Source organism: Streptomyces sp. NPDC050703 (genome assembly GCF_040654435.1).
Lineage (GTDB): Bacteria > Actinomycetota > Actinomycetes > Streptomycetales > Streptomycetaceae > Streptomyces.
In genome coordinates this window covers 169,697-185,835 of the sequence record NZ_JBFAHX010000007.1, presented here as the reverse complement: position 1 = coordinate 185,835, position 16,139 = coordinate 169,697, and the positions used below count along the sequence as shown (strand labels likewise).

The 16,139-nt window shown below is 73.7% G+C and carries 10 protein-coding genes, 2 tRNA genes and 1 pseudogene; 4 read left to right on the top strand and 9 right to left on the bottom strand.

From position 1 onward, the window contains the following. Nucleotides 1-6: 6 nt before the first annotated feature. The 3 genes from AB0I16_RS09645 to AB0I16_RS09635 all read right to left on the bottom strand — a co-directional run bounded on the left by AB0I16_RS09645 (nucleotide 7) and on the right by AB0I16_RS09635 (nucleotide 3,495). Nucleotides 7-1,614 carry a HAMP domain-containing sensor histidine kinase gene (locus AB0I16_RS09645; RefSeq protein ID WP_363248819.1) on the bottom strand — a complete coding sequence of 536 codons (1,608 nt, stop codon included), beginning with the start codon at nucleotides 1,612-1,614 and terminating at the stop codon, nucleotides 7-9. A 23-nt stretch (nucleotides 1,615-1,637) separates the two neighbouring features. Further along, nucleotides 1,638-2,387, bottom strand: coding sequence for a response regulator transcription factor (locus tag AB0I16_RS09640; protein WP_363248747.1), 750 nt, complete (start codon nucleotides 2,385-2,387; stop codon nucleotides 1,638-1,640). Nucleotides 2,388-2,556: 169 nt separating this feature from the next. Next, on the bottom strand, nucleotides 2,557-3,495 hold the full coding sequence (locus AB0I16_RS09635) for a DUF2797 domain-containing protein (protein ID WP_363248746.1): 939 nt from the start codon (nucleotides 3,493-3,495) through the stop codon (nucleotides 2,557-2,559). Nucleotides 3,496-3,755: 260 nt separating this feature from the next. On the opposite strand from AB0I16_RS09635, the gene AB0I16_RS09630 reads away from it, so the two are divergent. Then, the gene (locus AB0I16_RS09630) at nucleotides 3,756-4,289 is read left to right on the top strand and encodes an NUDIX hydrolase (RefSeq protein ID WP_363248745.1); all 534 of its coding nucleotides are present in this window, start codon (nucleotides 3,756-3,758) and stop codon (nucleotides 4,287-4,289) included. Here the strand turns inward: AB0I16_RS09630 and AB0I16_RS09625 are convergent. After that, nucleotides 4,267-5,614, bottom strand: a pseudogene (locus tag AB0I16_RS09625) (hypothetical protein). The gene AB0I16_RS09630 and the pseudogene AB0I16_RS09625 sit on opposite strands and share 23 nt — an antisense overlap. A 415-nt stretch (nucleotides 5,615-6,029) precedes the next feature. Here AB0I16_RS09625 and AB0I16_RS09620 point away from each other — a divergent pair. Further along, nucleotides 6,030-6,278: a hypothetical protein gene (locus AB0I16_RS09620; protein WP_363248744.1), complete on the top strand. Its 249-nt coding sequence runs from the start codon at nucleotides 6,030-6,032 to the stop codon at nucleotides 6,276-6,278. 125 nt (nucleotides 6,279-6,403) lie between these two features. Here AB0I16_RS09620 and AB0I16_RS09615 read toward each other — a convergent pair. Both AB0I16_RS09615 and AB0I16_RS09610 read right to left on the bottom strand, forming a co-directional pair. Continuing rightward, a tRNA-Arg gene (locus AB0I16_RS09615) sits at nucleotides 6,404-6,476 on the bottom strand. 215 nt (nucleotides 6,477-6,691) lie between these two features. After that, nucleotides 6,692-6,782, bottom strand: a tRNA-Ser gene (locus AB0I16_RS09610). Nucleotides 6,783-6,984: 202 nt separating this feature from the next. On the opposite strand from AB0I16_RS09610, the gene AB0I16_RS09605 reads away from it, so the two are divergent. Together AB0I16_RS09605 and AB0I16_RS09600 are read left to right on the top strand one after the other, a co-directional pair. Continuing rightward, entirely contained in the window at nucleotides 6,985-7,410 is a 426-nt protein-coding gene (locus AB0I16_RS09605) for an SSI family serine proteinase inhibitor (RefSeq protein WP_363248743.1), read from the top strand. Nucleotides 7,411-7,678: 268 nt separating this feature from the next. Continuing rightward, a complete protein-coding gene (locus AB0I16_RS09600) occupies nucleotides 7,679-12,397 on the top strand; it encodes a PAS domain-containing protein (protein WP_363248742.1) in 4,719 nt (1,572 codons plus the stop codon). 68 nt (nucleotides 12,398-12,465) lie between these two features. Here AB0I16_RS09600 and AB0I16_RS09595 read toward each other — a convergent pair whose 3' ends face one another. The 3 genes from AB0I16_RS09595 to AB0I16_RS09585 form a co-directional block, all read right to left on the bottom strand. Then, nucleotides 12,466-14,115: a long-chain fatty acid--CoA ligase gene (locus AB0I16_RS09595; protein WP_363248741.1), complete on the bottom strand. Its 1,650-nt coding sequence runs from the start codon at nucleotides 14,113-14,115 to the stop codon at nucleotides 12,466-12,468. 168 nt (nucleotides 14,116-14,283) lie between these two features. Next, entirely contained in the window at nucleotides 14,284-14,865 is a 582-nt protein-coding gene (locus AB0I16_RS09590) for a SigE family RNA polymerase sigma factor (RefSeq protein WP_363248740.1), read from the bottom strand. A gap of 184 nt (nucleotides 14,866-15,049) precedes the next feature. Then, nucleotides 15,050-16,126: a glycoside hydrolase domain-containing protein gene (locus tag AB0I16_RS09585; protein WP_363248739.1), complete on the bottom strand. Its 1,077-nt coding sequence runs from the start codon at nucleotides 16,124-16,126 to the stop codon at nucleotides 15,050-15,052. Between the last annotated feature and the right edge of the window lie 13 nt (nucleotides 16,127-16,139).

Genomic DNA, 16,139 nt, shown 5'->3' with positions numbered 1-16,139 from the left:
GGTCTGTCAGGGCGGTGTGGTGAGCCTGTGGCCCCGCTGTGAGGTGGGTTCGGGGGCCGGTCCCCGGCCGGCTGCGGGCGGCTCGGCCGGCAGCTCGACGGCGAAGACCGTCCGTCCCGGCACGCTCTCGACGGCGACCGTGCCGCCGTGTGCGGTCACGATGGCGCGTACGAGGGCCAGTCCGAGGCCCGTGGAACCGGCCTTCCGGGAGCGGGACGCGTCGCCGCGCGCGAACCGTTCGAAGACGGAGGGCAGCAGCTCGGCGGGGATGCCGGGCCCGTCGTCCCGCACCTCGACGCGGACGCGGCCCCCGGCCGCGCGCACCCGGACGGTGACCTCCGTGCCCGGCGGGGTGTGGGTGCGGGCGTTGGCGAGGAGGTTGGCCACGGCCTGGTGCAGCCGGTCGGTGTCGACGCGGACCAGGGCGGCTTCGTCGGGCCCCGGCAGTTCGAGCCGCCAGCGGTGGCCGGGCCCCGCGGCACGGGCGTCACCGACGGCGTCGACGACCAGCGGCGCGAGGTCACCGGTCCGGTACGCCGAGGGGCGCACGCCCCCGCCGCCCGCGAGCCCCGCCCCCTCCTCCCGCTCCGCGTCGAGCCGCGCGAGCAGCAGCAGGTCCTCGACGAGCCCGGTCATCCGCTCGGCCTCGGACTCGATCCGCCCGAGGGCGTGCCGCGTGTCGGGCCCGGCGGACTCCCGCCCGCGCCGCGTCAGTTCGGCGTAGCCGCGGATGGAGGCGAGCGGCGTACGCAGCTCATGGCTGGCGTCCGCGACGAACTGCCGCACCCGCGTCTCGCTGCGCTGACGTGCGTCGAGGGCGGAGTGGACGTGGTCGAGCATGCGGTTGAGCGCGGCGCCCACCTGGCCGACCTCGGTGTGCGGATCGGCGTAGGGGGCCCGCTCGGGCAGGGCCACCTCGCCCCGGTGCAGCGGCAGTTCGGAGACGCGGGTCGCGGTGGCGGCGATCCTGCGCAGTGGGCGGAGGGCCACCCCGACCATGGCGGCGCCCGCGAGCGAGGCGGCGGCGAGGCCCGCGGCGGTGACGCTGACCTCGACGACGATCAGCGTGCTGAGGGTGTTGGCCACCTCGGCGGTCGGAACGCCGACGACGAAGTCGCCGTTGACCCCGGCCGCGTACGTGACGCGGTACTCGCCGAGCCCGGGGACGTCGACGGTGTGCTCGTCGCCGTCCCTGGGCACGGAGGCGAGCGCGTCGGCCTGGCCGGAGTCGAGGCGCGTCGCCTCGGGCGGTTCGCCGACGCTCTCCGCCTCGGTGCTGACCAGCGCGCGCTCGATGGACCCGGCGGTCACCTCGGCGCCGATCGTGCCGATCTCCTGCGGCCCGCGCGAGACGAACTCCAGCGGATCGCGCGCCGCCGGGGGCCCGTTGCCGCGGTGCCCCGGCAGGGCGGCGCCGTCGGGCACCTCGGCCGGCCCGGCGGCACGCGCGGCGACCTGGCCGAGGGCGCCGTCGAGCTGGTCGTACAGATGGGACTTCAGGGCGATGGTGGTGACGGTCCCGATCACCGCGCAGACGACGGCGATCAGCGCGACGGCGGAGAGCACGAGCCGCGTACGCAGGGTGCGCCGCCGGGCCGGCGCCTGTACTCGTATCCGTGGCTGTGGCTGTGCCCGTCTCACGAAGGCACGGGCACGGCGGACTTGATCAGGTACCCGGCGCCGCGCCGCGTGTGGATCATCGGCTCCCGGCCCGCGTCGATCTTCCTGCGCAGATACGAGATGTAGAGCTCGACGACGTTGGCCTGGCCCCCGAAGTCGTAGTTCCACACCCGGTCGAGGATCTGCGCCTTGCTGAGGACCCGCCGCGGATTGCGCATGAGGTAGCGCAGCAGCTCGAACTCGGTCGCCGTGAGGTGGATGGAGTCCCCGCCCCGCGTCACCTCGTGGCTGTCCTCGTCAAGGGTCAGATCGCCCACGACCAGCGTGGAGTCGCTGCGCTTGTCCGCGGCCCCGGCCCGCCGGATCAGCCCGCGCAGCCGGGCCACGACCTCCTCCAGGCTGAACGGCTTGGTGACGTAGTCGTCGCCGCCCGCCGTGAGCCCCGCGATGCGGTCCTCCACGGCGTCCTTCGCGGTCAGGAACAGCACGGGCACGTCGGGCATCTCGCGGCGCAGCCTGCCGAGGAGGGAGAGGCCGTCCATGTCCGGCAGCATCATGTCGAGCACCACGACGTCGGGCCGGAAGGCCCGCGCGGCCCGCACCGCGCCCGCCCCGTCGCCCGCGCTGCGGATCTGCCAGCCCTCGTAGCGCAGGGCCATGGACAACAGCTCGGTGAGCGACACCTCGTCGTCCACCACGAGTACGCGGACGGGGCTCCCGTCCGGCCTGAGCAGTGCGGAGTGCGCCTGGGGCGAGATCGTGGTCATACCCCACACCTTCGGAGCCGCCCGTGAGAGCACTCTTGCGTGAACCTGTGAATTCCCTGAGAAAGGCGGGAGACAGGCGGGGCCGCCCCCGGGGGGCCGGCATCCGCCGGTAGCGGAGGGATGCCGTACGCTCCAGGCCCCCACGTCAGGCGGACGGCGACGCCCCGCGTCAGAACAGCCCCACCTGCTCCGCGCCGCCCGCGGCCCCGCCTCCGTCACCCCCGACGGCCACCACGGGCACCACGGGCACGGTCACGCCGTCCGCCGCGTCCGCCCTGACCAGCTCCCACCCCACGAGCACCCGCGTATCGACCACCAGGAGTGTGGACTCACCCGCCCCGCCCGGCACCGCCAGGTGGAGGTCCGGCCCGGCGGCGGCCACGAGGCGTCCCCCGACGCTCCCGCCGGCGACCAGCTCCCGCACCACACCCGTGGCTTCGCCTGCCGGTGCCGCGAGGCCGAAGGCCGGGGCGTGGTCGACGGCCGCGAAGCCGATGCGCCGCAGCGACTCGGCCCAGCCGTCCAGGGCCACGGCCCGCCCGTACAGCTCCTCCAACTCCCGCGCCCGCTCACCCCACTCGGGCAGGGCCGCCCGTACCGCCCGCTTGCGTGCGTACGGCACCCGGTCCGGCACCCCCAGCGCCGCCCGCAGCAGCTCCTCCGTGCGCCGGGCCGCCATCAGCGGTCCCCGCCCGAGCCAGCAGAACGCCACGGCCCCCTGTTCGAGCAGCCGCGCGGAACCCCGTTCCTCGGCGGTGATGCCGGCCTTGACCATCCCCGGCCCGAACCACGCCAGGTAGACCCGGTACGTCCGCGGATCATCGGGCACCCCGTCCGCGGCCACGGAGAACGCCCTGTCGAGCCGTGCGCACTCCGGGCACCGCGCCTGCGTGGCCCGCCCCGGCACCACGGCCCGCAGCGGACAGGCGTTCCCCCGCGCCCCCACGCACCACCGCTCACCGACGGCCCGGAACCCGACCGCCTGCCCGTACGCGAGGGAACTCACCCGACCACCCGCCCACCGCAACACGGGCCGCCCCTCCGGCCACCCGAGCCCCGCACAACGCCACTCCAACGCGGCACTCCTTCCACCGGCCGGACGACTCATCCTCCGGCCCCCGGCGGGTCAGTTCTTCCTCAGTGACCCGGAATCGCTCCGGCTTCCACATCGGGACCGTGGTCCCCCCACGTTATGCGGGCTCGGAGAGGACGGGGTCTACGTCTGCCTCCGGCCCGCCCAGAGCGCGCAACCCCCGCCCCGCCGCCGGCGAGAGCGTCAAGGCAGGAGACCGGACCGCTCCTCAGCCTGGACAGGGTCTGCGGGACTGGTTCTGCGATGCTGGAGGCCCATCGAGAGGGGCCGCAACGATGCAGTGGAAGATCCATGGGGAACGTCCGATCTACGAGAACGCCTGGGTCAACGTGTGGCTCACCGACATCGAGACCCCGGACGGGAACCGCTGGGAGCACCACGTCGTCAAGCTCCGCCACCTGGCCGTGGCGGCCGTGATCAACGATCGGCGCGAGGTTCTCATGATGTGGCGCCACCGCTTCATCACGGATGCCTGGGCCTGGGAGCTGCCCATGGGCCTGGTCGAGCTGGGCGAGACCCCCGCCGAAGCGGCCACGCGTGAGGTGCTGGAGGAGACCGGCTGGCGCCCCGGCCCGGTCAAACCGCTCATCTACGCCGAGCCGGCCAACGGCATCACCGATTCCCAGCACCACGTCTTCCGGGCCGATGGGGCGACGTATGAAGGGCCACCGACCGAGAAGAACGAGTCGGACCGGGTCGAGTGGATTCCGCTGGCCGACGTGCGGGGCATGATCGACCGGCGCGAGATCGTCAGCAGCGGCTCCCTCGTCGGGTTGCTCTACGTCCTCATGGACGAGACGATCCGCTGATCTGGCGGGGCATCGCTTCCCCGGAGCCGGGACCGGAACGCCACTGCGGCCGGTTCGCGGCGAAAGGGCTCCAGTTGCTCGTAGAACTCGCGGAAGTGGCCGGCGACCCGTTGCGAGCTGATGGCCGCCGCCGGGACCAGGGCATCCATGGCCGTGTGGCACGCCTCCTCAAGCTTGCCGCAATCGAGTTGGGTACGGGCGAGCCAGCAGGCGTGGAAGGCGCGGCCCCGGTGGTTCGTCCGGTGCTCTCGGCGCAGGGCGTCCGCGATCAAAGGTTCGGCAAGGACAGCTTCACCCAGGCGCCCGTACGCGATGCCTGTGTCCGCGACCAGCTTCGGCTCGTCGAAGTACGCCACCCATGCGGGGTCCGGATCGTCGGTGCTGATCCGTCCGAAGTGAGTGTGGGCTTCCGCGATCGCGGTATGGGTGGCGCTGTGGTTCGCGAGGGTGGCGTGGGCGAATGCCTCGCGCATCGCGAGCATGGCCAGGACGCGCGACGTCGTCCCTGCTGCGGCCCTGGCCTGGTCCTGAGCTGCCGCCACGAGAGCGAGTGCGTCCCCCGGCCTGTCCTGGTAGGTGGCCTGAAGGCTCATGCAGGCGAGTACGTTGGCCATGAACTGGTGGTCGTCGACCGCCTTGGCCAGGCCGAGGGCTTCGGTGAAATAGGCCCGTGCCTGGTGATACTGGCGGGCGTCGAAGTATGTCCAGCCGGTGAGACGGGCCAGCTCGGCAGCGATGCTGTGCAGGCCGTCTCGCATGGATGAGGAGCGTTCCTCCTTGAGGAGGCCGACGACGTAGCGAAGCTGTCCGACGACCGCCGGCCGCAAGGTCTCGCCGCCGTGTTCGTCGTCCCGGCGCCAGTAGTCCGTGATCAACGAGTGCAGCGCGTTCAGCGTCGACGAGTTGAGTTCACTTTCGGCTGCCAGGGCGAGAATGCTGTCCACGTCCCTTCCCGACAGGCCCGCGGCCGGCCGGGGGCCGGCGGGCGATGCCGCTTCGGTGGGCTCTTGTGGTGGCACGGTCAGGTTCTGCGGTGTCTCCCAACTTCGACGGGCCAAGCCGAGCATGTGTCCGGGAATGCACAGACCGTCCGCGATGCGTTCGATCACGTCCATGTGCAGCAGTTGCCGCCGTCCGTCGATCACCTCGCCGACACGGCTCGGGGTCAGGTCACAGCGTCGCGCGATCATCGACGGGTAGATGCCTGCTCTCGCCTTGACCAGCTGAAAGACGCGGCCGAAGTCCCTGGCTCGGCATGCCTCGATCATCACTGGATCCGCGAGCAGGCCGACGGGAAGTTCCTTCGAGCGGGATGGCTCGGGCATCGGCATGCTCCGGTACGAAGACTACGGATCGCTGCTCATTGTCGACCGTGGGTGATGTTATCCAAGTTGGGTATTCCGCTTGGCCTTTCTGGCCTACCTCCCGGATCGCGATGCTCCTACTCATGGCGAACGGACAGGACGACGTACGGATGACGCTGCGGGTCTCGCGCGACTCCGGCCGGACGTGGGGGCCTCTCACGGAGGTGCATGTGGGCAGAGATCCGGCGCTCCCGGACAGCTCCGGCCGCTTCCCGCCGTGTGCCTGTCGCCGATGTGCGGAGCGGAACTCCGCCGAATCCTTCTGGACGGTGTTGTGATGCGGTGCGTTCACTGGCGCCGGGTGCCCCTGGACCTGGCGCGGGAAGCGCGGGAGAAGCCGGCCGTTGATCACGTCGACCCAGCGGTGCAGTGTCAGTTGTCCGCACACGGCGACAGTGACCACTTCGGCCTGCTCAGCGACGCCGGCGCGTACGGGACCGCACTGTGGCTCCGTTGGGGCGGGACGAACGAGGCGGAGCTCGACGTACTGCCGGACTGCCCGGTGGCCGCCCAGGGACCCGACGGTGAGGGCTGCTGTCTGTTCGCCGACCACGCCGAGCAGCACACCTGGGAAGACACCCCGGAGGAGGACCCGTACACCAGTTCCGCCGGTCCGGCTCCTTGACGACGGCACGACCGGTGCCCGCGTAACCGTCTGAATCGCCCCGGCATCCGGTTGGCGTCACCCACTGCCGTCAGGACATACGCCAGAGGCCCCGTGGATTCCTCCACGGGGCCTCTGGCGTGCTGTGCACTCGGCAGGATTCGAACCTGCAACCTTCTGATCCGTAGTCAGATGCTCTATCCGTTAAGCTACGAGTGCTTGGTTTTTCTTTTGTTCTTGTCTCCGCTTCCCGGCCCTTCGGCCCGTTCCCCGGCGACAGGAAGAACATTACATGACTGCCGCCGCCATGTGAAATCCATTGGGCAGACCCCTTGTGAGCTGCGGAAACACCGTCCAGCGAGGTCTGCGAGGTCCGCGGGGCCCATGACGCGCCGAAGCCCCGGTCCAGGAGGACCGGGGCTTCGGGCTTGCTGCGGAGGCGGAGGGATTTGAACCCTCGATGGGCTTTAAGGCCCAAACCGCATTAGCAGTGCGGCGCCATAGACCGGACTAGGCGACGCCTCCAGCTTGCACACCACCACGAGCGCGGGGGTGCGTGCAGATGATGACACAGCCAGGCGGCGTGTCACCAATCGCGGCTTCCACGGTACTAGGAGCGCGCCCCGCAGAGCAAAGCACTTCGCCCCACCCGCAACGTCCCGTGGCGCACGGCGTTAGAGGCGGTAGAGCCACCCGTTTACGTTCCGCCGATCCCGTGGGAGCCCCCATGCTGCGCCGTTTCCTCCTCACCGCCGCCGCCTCCGCCGCCGCGCTGTCCGCCGTGCCCTCCGCCGCGCAGGCGGCCTCCGTCCCGGTGGCCCCGACCGACCGGCTCACCATCACCGTCGCCGGCTCGGGGCACGCCGACGGTACGTACGTACTGGACTGCCACCGCACGGGCGGCACCCACCCCCAGGCGAAGAAGGCGTGCGCGCGTCTCGACGCGGTCACGGTCTACGGGAAGGACCCGTTCGCCAAGACGCCGCCCGGCACGATGTGCACCATGCAGTACGGCGGGCCCGCCACCGCGCGCGTGACGGGCACCTGGCAGGGGCGGCCCGTCAACGCCACGTACGACCGCGGCGACGGCTGCGAGATCTCCCGCTGGAACCACCTCGTCCCCGTCCTTCCCGACGTCTCCGCGCGGGCGTGACCGGAAGGGCGTGACAGGAAGGGCGCGGCGGCGGGGCGGCCGCCCGTCGTGCGGGGCGGCCGGGTGGCCGCGTACGAGCGCGGCCGAGGCCCCCGCCGTGACCTGGAGCTACGGAAAACTCACACGTTCTGCGTGCGACCTCCCTCTCATCCGGCGTCGCGCCCACAACCACTCCCCGTAGACTCCCTCCCGTGACACGCCACGGGCCGAGGGGCAAGATGGCCTGAGCGAGTCGGCAAGCAGCGGTAACCAGGGAGGAAGCGTCGTCGTGAGCAGCAGGCCATCCCGAGGCGCTGCTCGCCTCGCAGCCATACTCGACGCGCTCCCGGACGCCCTGGTGCTCGTCAACGCCAACGGCACCGTGGTGAACGCCAACGCGATCGCCCTGGAGGCGTTCGAGGCACCGGGCACGGCCCTGGTGGGGCGCGGACTGCTCGATCTGCTGCCGCAGTTCGACTCCCGGCTCATCCCCGGGTCCATGCGGCGCCCCGACACCATCGACGACCGCGGCAGGACCAAGCCCACCCGGATGATCGCGCGCCGCACCGACGGCGGCGAGTTCCCCGTCGAGGTGACCAGCTCCCCGCTTGAGGACGGCAGGGACGCGTACGACCAGTACGGGTACACCGGCGACGAACTGCTGATGCTCGTCGTACGGGACCTTTCGGGCACCGTGGACACCGAGGCCGAGCTGGCGCGTTCGCAGCGGCAGACCGAGATGATCCTGCGGGCCGCGGCCGAGGGCGTCGTCGGCACGGACACCGAGGGACGCGTCGTCCTGGTCAACCCGGCCGCCGCCCAGATCCTCGGCTTCCGGGCGAGCGACCTCGGCGGGCGGGAACTGCACCCGCTGGTCCTGCACTCGCGTGCCGACGGCGAGCCCTTCCCCTACGACGAGTCCCCGCTCGCCGACACGCTCCGCTCCGGGCGCAAGCACCGGGTGCGCGGGCAGGTCCTGTGGTCCAAGAGCGGCGCCAAGGTGCCCGTCGACCTCACGACGTCGCCCGTGCGCGACGGGGACCAACTGGTCGGCGCGGTGATGACGTTCACCGACCGCAGGCCCTACGACGAGCTGAACGAGAAGTACGAGGCCGCCCTCGCACGGCACGCGGAGGAGCTGGCTGCCGCCGCCGAGGAGCGCGCCGCCGAGATCAAGGCGGCCGAGGAGCAGCGGGCCGAGGAACTCGCCGCCGAGAAGGAGCGGTACGCGGCGCTCGCCGAGCGCGAGAAGGACCGCTTCGAGGAGCTGGCCGAGCGCGAGAAGGCGCGGTACGAGGCGCTGGCCGCGCGGCACGAGCAGCTGCTCGCGGTCCTCGGCTCCTCGCTGCGCGGGCCCCTGGACGAACTGCGCGGGGAGCTCGCCGCCCTCGCGTCGGACGACGCGGGTCAGCTCTGGCCCGAGGCCAACCAGGTCCTGCACCACCTGTCCGCCGGGTACGCCCGGATGACCACGCTCGTCGACAACGTCCTCGGCTTCCAGCGCCTGGACGCGGGGGACGAGCGGCTGTCCCGTACGCCGGTCATGCTCGACGCGGTCGTCGCCGCCGGTGTGGAGGGCGCGGTCGAGCTGATCGGGCCCGGGCGCGCGCAGTTCGCGGTGCACGCGCCGCCGATCGAGGTCTCGGTCGACGCGGGGCGGCTCGCCACGGCCGTGGCGCACCTCGTCGCGGACGTGGCCGGGATCGACGCCACCGGCAACACGCGCGCGGGTCTCGGCGCGGGTACGGCGGCCGGCGGTTACGTGGACTCGACCATCGTCGTGGCCGCGGCGCAGCGGGGCGAGGTCGTCCGCATCGAGGTGCGGGGGCCGTACGCCGGTGGCGATCCGGTGCACGAGCCGATCGTGCGGGGCATCGTGCGGGCGCACGGAGGCGTGCTCCAGACCCACGAGGTGCCGGGGACGAGCGGCAGTGCGTACGTACTCGAAGTGCCGATCGGGGCGGGTTCCGCGGAGAGCGGTGTCCCCGGGACGCCCTCTGCGGAGAGTGGCGCCCCGAAGGGCGGCTCTACGGAGACGCCGGTTCCCTCGGCGGGAGCGGCGGCGCCCGGCGGCGCGGTCGCCGTGCCCGAGCAGGCCACGGGCGGCGGGCGCCGGCGCGCCCGGCGTCCCTCCGTGGACTCGTTCCTGGAGAGCGGTGCCGCGGCGGAGGCCCCCGGTGGTCCCGAGGCCGGGGCGCCCGCCGCGCCGACCGGTACGGGACGGCGCAGGGGCCGGCGTGCCGCGGAGGCCGCTCCCGACACGCTCGGCGGCTCGGTCACGACCGCTCCGGGGGCAGGGACCGCCGGGACCGCCAGGATCGGCGCGCAGGCGCAGGCTCCGGAGACGTCCGGCGGAGCCGCCGGGGCGACGGGCGGCGCTACCCAGGGCGGCGCTTCGGGCGGGACCGGGCGGCGACGCGGGCGGCCGAGTGCCGCCGAGACACCGCAGAGCCTCCCGCAGACCGCGGAGGCTGCCGGTTCCGTGGTGACCGCGGCCGAGCATGCCGCCGGGTCCGCCGCGCTGGGTCAGACGGTGCCGCCGCAGGGCGTGCCGGTGCCCGCGGGCGGTACGGGACGCCGCGCACGGCGGGGCGGTGAGCAGCACGCGCTGCCCGCGCTGGCCTCCGGCCCCGCGGAGTCCTCCGGCAACCCCGGCGGCGAACTCGCCGCGGTGGAGGCCGGGCACGGCGACGCCGCGCGGCCCACCGGGCGCCGGGCGCGGCGCGCGCTGGCCGCAGCCAAGGAGCGTGCCGCCGCCGAGGAGGCGAACAGCGGGCGCGTCTTCGCCCTGCCGCCCGCCACGGCCGACCGCGCGCCGGGCCAGGAGCTGGGCGGCCAGGAGCTGGGCGGCCAGGAGCTGGGCGGCCAGGAAGTCGGTGCCCAGGGGCTGGGTGGCCAGGAGCCGGGCGGTCGGACGCCGGGCGGTCGGACGCCGGGCGGTGAGGGAAGCGCGGGCCACGCGGGCGTGGCCGGGCCTGGGGCCCCACAGGCGGGCGTGGGCCACGCCGTGGTGAACCAAGGCGCCGTCGCCGTGAGCCAGGCCGCTCCCCAGCAGGGCACCGGGACGCCGGATGCCGGAACTCAGGGTGCCGGTACGCGGGGCGGTGCCCCCCGGCCCGGCGCCGGCACTCTCGGCCACGCCGTGCTGAACCAGGCGGCGGCCGGCCGTGCCGCCGTCGGCGAGGCTCCGCTGCCCGGCGGGTTCGTGGGCGCCGGAGTGCCTGGTTCCGCGCCGTATCCGGGCGCCCCGGGTGACGGCACCGGACAGCACACCGCCGCGCCGCACGTCCCCGACGACGACCACACCCCGCCGCAGCCGCACCCCGCGCAGGCTCCAACGGGGCGCCGACGCTCCCCGCAGACGCCTCAGGTTCCGGGGGCCGCCCCGGGCAACGGCAACGCTCCGGGCACCACTCCGGGCAACGGCACCACTCCGGGCAACGCCCCGGGCGGCGTTCCTCCGCGGCAGGCGCACCCTCAGCCTCCGGCTGCCCCCGGCGGCCCGACCGGCCCTGCGGCCACGGGCAGCCCCGCGGCACCGCCGGCCCCGAACGCACCGCCGGCCCCGAGCGCACCGCCGGCCCCGGCCGCCCCCGGCCCGCTCCCCGAGCCGCAGCCGTGGCCCGAGGGCGGCACCCCGGCGGCCGGTGTTCCGGCGGCGCAGGGCGACCCGCACTCCACGGGCACACCGGCGCACGGCGTTCCGACGTCCACGCCCAGGGGCGCCACACTTCCGCCGGAGCGCGGTACGCAGGCGCGCGCCGCCCAGCCGCTGCCCGCCGAGGCCGCGCCGGTCGACCCCAACTCGACGCAGGGGCGCGCGTTCAGCGTGCGCACGCTCGGGCAGGGCGTGCCGTTCGGCCAGCAGATCGCCGAGCAGCCGCGCGGACCGCAGGACGAGGCGGCGCCGCCCGCGCAGGACCGCCGCCCGACGCAGCCCCCGCGCGTCCCGCAGGCTCCGCAGCCCCCGCTGCCCCCCGAGGCGGCGCCCGCGCCGCCGCAGGCTCCGAGCGGTTCGGGGCGCCGGCGCAGGCTGGGCACGCCCCCGGACCCCGCGGCCGAGGAGCGCGCCGAGCCTTCGGCGCGCCCGCACCACCCGCAGCCCCACGCTTCCGGCCCCGCGCTGCCCCAGTCCCGTATCGCCACCGTGACGGAGGGCGCCGGGCGTTCGTACGCGATCGGCGCCCCCGACGAGGACGCCGACGAGGGCCCCGAGCCGCTGGACGGCCCCGGTGGCGCGGTCGAGATCTCCAACAGGCCCCAGCCGCGGCCGATGGACGACGAGCTGCCGCCCGAGCCGCTGGACAATCCCCGCCGCCTCCTGGTGTGGCCCGCGCCCGACGTCACCACCCAGCAGGCGCTCAGCGACCGGGGCTACCGTCCCGTGATCGTGCACTCGCGCGAGGAGGTCGACGCGCAGATCGCGGCGTTCCCCGCGGCCCTGTTCGTGGACCCGCTGACCGGACCGATCACGCGGACGGCGCTCCAGTCGCTGCGGCAGGCCGCCGTGGCCGCCGAGGTGCCGGTGCTCGTGACGGCGGGTCTCGGCCAGGCGACGCGGGAGGCGGCGTACGGCGCCGACCCCGCCGTACTTCTGAAGGCCCTCGCCCCGCGCGACAGCGAGCAGCATCCGCCGCGTGTCCTGCTCATCGAGGAGCACGAGGAGATCGCGCTCGCCCTGACCGCCACGCTGGAGCGGCGCGGCATGCAGGTGGCGCGGGCCCAGAGCGACGCGGACGCGGTGACGCTCGCGGCCCAGATGCGGCCGAACCTCGTGGTGATGGACCTGCACCAGGTGCGCCGCCGCAGGGCGGGGATCATCGACTGGCTGCGGGCGAACGGGCGGCTGAACCGCACGCCGCTGGTCGTCTACACCGCCGCCGTCGACGAGACGGAGCTGCCGCGGCTCGCCGCCGGTGAGACGGTGCTCTTCCTCGCGGAGCGTTCGACGAGCCCCGAGGTGCAGGGCCGCATCGTGGACCTGCTGGCGAAGATCGGCACGAACTGAGGCGAGGGGCAGGGGCCGGGGGTCGCCCCCTGCCCCTGCCCCTCCCCCTGCTGCCGGCGAAGACCGGGTCAGAGCCGCGTGACGTCCAGTTCCCCGGCGGCGTACTGCCTGCGCAGGACCTTCTTGTCGAACTTGCCGACGCTGGTCTTGGGCACGGCCGGGATGACGGCCCAGCGCTCGGGGAGCTGCCACTTGGCGACGCTGCCGGCGAGGAAGTCGCGCAGCGCGGTGTAGTCGGCGGCGGCGTCCTCCTTCAGGACGACCGTGGCGAGCGGGCGTTCACCCCACTTGTCGTCGGGGACGGCCACCACGGCGGCCTCCGCGACGTCGGGGTGGGCCATCAGGGCGTTCTCCAGCTCGACCGAGGAGATCCACTCGCCGCCCGACTTGATGACGTCCTTCGCCCGGTCGGTGAGAGTGAGGAAGCCGTCGGAACTGATCACGCCGACGTCACCGGTCTTCAGCCAGCCGTCCTCGCTGAACTTGTCGGCCGGCCGGTGGTGCTCGCCGCCCGCGCCGCCGTAGTAGGAGCCCGCGATCCAGGGACCGCGCACCTCCAGCTCACCGGCCGATACGCCGTCCCAGGGGAGGTGTTCGCCGCCGGGGCCGACCAGGCGGGCCTCGACGGAGGCGGGGAAGCGGCCCTGGGTGAGCCGGTAGCCGAACTCCTCGTCGGTGCCGACGGCGTGGGCCGGGGGCCGGGCGATCGTGCCGAGCGGTGACGTCTCCGTCATGCCCCAGGCGTGGCAGACCCGCATGCCGAGGCGGTCGAAGGCCTCCATGAGGGACGCCGGACAGGCCGAGCCGCCGATGGTGACCTGGCCGAGGGAGCTGACGTCGCGCGGCTTCGCGGTCAGCTCGGCGAGCAGGCCCTGCCAGATGGTGGGGACGGCGGCCGCGTGGGTGGGCCGCACGGTCTCGATCATCTCGGCCAGCGGGGCGGGCTGCAGGAAGCGGTCGGGCATCAGCATGTTGACGCCGGTCATGAGGGTGGCGTGCGGCAGCCCCCAGGCGTTGACGTGGAACTGCGGGACGACGACCAGGGAGGTGTCCGCGTCGGAGAGGCCCATCGACTGGGCCATGTTGACCTGCATGGAGTGCAGGTAGATGGAGCGGTGGGAGTAGACGACGCCCTTGGGGTCGCCGGTGGTGCCCGAGGTGTAGCACATGGCGGCGGCGGCGCGTTCGTCCAGCTCGGGCCAGTCGTAGGCGGTGGGCTTGCCGGCGAGCAGTTCCTCGTACTCGTGGACCTGCGCCCGCGCGTCCGCGAGGAGGGAGCGGTCGCCCGGGCCCGAGACCACGATGTGCTCGACGCCGGGCATCCGGGGGAGCAGCGGGGCGAGGAGGCCGAGGAGGGAGCCGTTGACGATGATGACGCGGTCCGCGGCGTGGGCGACGATCCACGTGAGCTGGTCCGCGGGCAGCCGCAGGTTCAGGGTGTGCAGGACGGCGCCCATGCAGGGCACCGCGTAGTAGGCCTCGACGTGCTCGGCGTTGTTCCACATGAAAGTGGCCACCGGCTCGTCGTCGGCGACGCCGAGGTCATCGCGCAGGGCGTGGGCGAGCTGGGCGGTGCGTTCGCCGAGCTCACGGAAGCTGCGGCGCTGCGGGGCGCCGTCACCGGTCCAGGTGATGACCTGGGACGTCCCGTGCACGGTCGTACCGTGCCGAAGGATGCGGGTGATGGTCAGCGGTACGTCCTGCATCGTGCTCAGCACGGCGTCCTCCTGGGCTACATCGCCTACGCGGCAGTAGGGGCTGGGCCGATTCTGCGCGCATACCGCGCGGTATGTCACTAGGCCAGGGGATGATCGATCATCGGATCGGGCCGGAGGCGCCCGGTGCGGGGCGGCGGGGCGGGCCTGCGGCCGGACGGAACGGCCGCTTCAGCGGACCGGCGTCAGTTCCGGGTCGTCGCGGAGCTTGCCGAGGGCGCGCGACACCGCGCTCTTCACCGTGCCGACGGAGACGCCGAGCACCTCGGCGGTCTGGGCCTCGCTGAGGTCCTCGTAGTACCTGAGGACGACCATCGCCCGCTGCCGCGCGGGCAGCCTCATGATCGAGCGCCACATCGCGTCGCGGAGCGCCTGCTGCTCGGCCGGGTCACCGGCCGGCGCCGCGTCGGGCTCCGGCAGCTCGTCGCAGGCGAACTCGTCGACCTTGCGCTTGCGCCACTGCGACGTGCGCGTGTTCAGCAGGGCGCGGCGCACGTAGCCGTCGAGCGCGCGGTGGTCCTCGATCCGGTCCCACGCGACATACGTCTTGGTCAGCGCGGTCTGCAGCAGGTCCTCGGCATCGCTCGGGTTCGCGGTCAGCGAGCGGGCGGTGCGCAGCAGTACGGGCTGGCGGGCCCGTACGTAGGACGCGAACGACGGGTAGGCGAAGGACCCGGCGGCCCGTGCCGGACCCGTGCCCCGCGTCGCGGCCTTCGATGCGCTGGTGCACACGGACACCATGGATGCGGTCATGGCTCCACGCTAGAAGCGCCCCCTACTTCAGCGGATCGGCCCCAGGTCCCGAAGCGGTGTCCGCCTCAGGTTGTACGAGTGGTGCCTGCCCCACCTCCTACAGGTGGAGGAGGCGGAGCACACCCCTGAGGGTTCATCCCTGAGAGCCGCCCCGGCGCGCGGGCGCCGGGGCGGTCGCGGCCACCTACCGGAAACGCGCCACCGGGGCGTGCATCAGATTGCGGTCGATCACCAGCGTGCGCCCGCCGTGCCGCTCCTTGACGTTCCCCGCGTACTGGTGGATGCGGCGGGCGGGCCGCCACGCGTTCTCGCCGAGCGCCGGCTCCCCGTACAGGCGCGGCGGGATGCGCCAGCGCGCGAACCACATCACCGACGGCAGGTCCTTCTCGCCCGCGCGCCGGGCCATGTCCATGTGCCGCACGCCGGAGTCGGCGCTGCTGTAGAAGCCGGGCAGGTAGCCACTGGCGCGCACCGCGCGGTTCCAGGCCTGGACGAAGGAGAGCGTGGTGCGGGCGCACGCCGCCTTCTTGTACGAGTACGCCTCCATGTCCAGGTAGAGCGCGCTGCCCGCCTGGATGCCGTAGGCCTTGGCCCTCGTGACCGCGTCGCGGCCCTCGTTCTTCCCCTGGGTCCTCGGGTACCGGCCGATGGGTACCCCCTTCTTGTTCTTGGCGCCGACGCAGGGCGACTGCGAGCCCACGTACACCGGCAGGACCCGCCACCCGTTGGCGTGCACCGCGCGCATCCAGCTCCGGCTCAGGTTCGGCTGGTTCTTGCAGGCCCGTCCGCGGCCCGCGTAGTAGACCCCGATGGCACGGTATTTGGAGCTCTTCCAGCGCCGCATGGTGTCGGCGCTCGGGGCGACGCAGGTGTCGAACGCGTAGCCGCGGAAGACGGACGTCCCGGCGGGCGCGGCGGCACCGGGCTCCGGTGCCGGCGCGTCGCCACGGGTGGGGGCGGCGGAGGCGTCCGGCGCGTCGGCCCCGGGGGTGGGGGCGGCGGAGGTGCCCTGCGCGTCGCCCCCGGTGGGAGCGGCCGTGGTGCCCTGCGCGTCGCCCCCGGGCGTGGGGGCGGCCAAGCTGCCTGACGCGTCGCCCCCGGGCGTGGGGGCAGCCGAGGTGTCTGACGCGTCGCCCCCGGGGGTGGGGGCGGTCGAGGCGTCCGGCGCGTCGCCCCCGGCGGGGGCGGCCGAGGCGCCCGGCGGGACCGCGGTCATGTCGAGGGACAGTGCGGCCAGGGCCAGGGCAAGTCCAATGATCATTTTTCGGAGACGC

What these genes read in the sequence shown, in the direction of transcription:
- AB0I16_RS09640 (WP_363248747.1), bottom strand. Translation starts at nt 2,387, where the DNA reads ATGACCACGATCTCGCCCCAGGCGCACTCCGCACTGCTCAGGCCGGAC.
- AB0I16_RS09635 (WP_363248746.1), bottom strand. Translation starts at nt 3,495, where the DNA reads ATGAGTCGTCCGGCCGGTGGAAGGAGTGCCGCGTTGGAGTGGCGTTGT.
- AB0I16_RS09630 (WP_363248745.1), top strand. Translation starts at nt 3,756, where the DNA reads ATGCAGTGGAAGATCCATGGGGAACGTCCGATCTACGAGAACGCCTGG.
- AB0I16_RS09605 (WP_363248743.1), top strand. Translation starts at nt 6,985, where the DNA reads ATGCTGCGCCGTTTCCTCCTCACCGCCGCCGCCTCCGCCGCCGCGCTG.
- AB0I16_RS09590 (WP_363248740.1), bottom strand. Translation starts at nt 14,865, where the DNA reads ATGACCGCATCCATGGTGTCCGTGTGCACCAGCGCATCGAAGGCCGCG.
- AB0I16_RS09585 (WP_363248739.1), bottom strand. Translation starts at nt 16,126, where the DNA reads ATGATCATTGGACTTGCCCTGGCCCTGGCCGCACTGTCCCTCGACATG.